The organism is Streptomyces macrosporus, from assembly GCF_039533145.1.
In the GTDB taxonomy this organism is placed as follows: domain Bacteria; phylum Actinomycetota; class Actinomycetes; order Streptomycetales; family Streptomycetaceae; genus Streptomyces; species Streptomyces macrosporus.
In genome coordinates, this window is sequence record NZ_BAAASZ010000061.1 from 1 (window position 1) to 505 (window position 505).

Here is a 505-nt window from a genome sequence, read left to right on the forward strand (position 1 = left end):
GCATCGAACGCGACCTCCACGACGGCGCCCAGGCCCGCCTCGTCGCCCTCGCCATGGACCTCGGCCTGGCCAAGGAGAAACTCCTCGAAGACCCCCAGGCCGCCGCCAAAATGGTCGACGAAGCCCACGACGAGGTGAAACTCGCCCTCGCCGAACTCCGCGACCTCGCCCGCGGCATCCACCCCGCCATCCTCACCGACCGCGGCCTCGGCCCCGCCCTGTCCACCCTCGCCGCCCGCTGCCCCGTCCCCGTCACCGTCACCGTCGACCTCCCCACCCGCCCCGCCCCCGCCATCGAAGGCATCGCCTACTTCACCGCCTCCGAACTCCTCCAGAACATCGCCAAACACAGCGCCGCCACCACCGCCACCCTCGACCTGCGGCACACCCACGACCGCCTCCTCCTCCGGATCACCGACAACGGCCACGGCGGCGCCACCACCACCCACGGCACCGGACTCGCCGGCCTCACCGAACGCCTCGACTCCGTCGACGGCCTCCTCCT

Annotated in this window: 1 protein-coding gene; it reads left to right on the plus strand. The window is 72.3% G+C overall.

Annotated elements, in window-relative coordinates; all coding sequences use genetic code 11:
- On the plus strand, positions 1-505 hold a 505-nt coding region (locus ABD335_RS30700), incomplete at both ends, for a sensor histidine kinase (protein ID WP_344329422.1).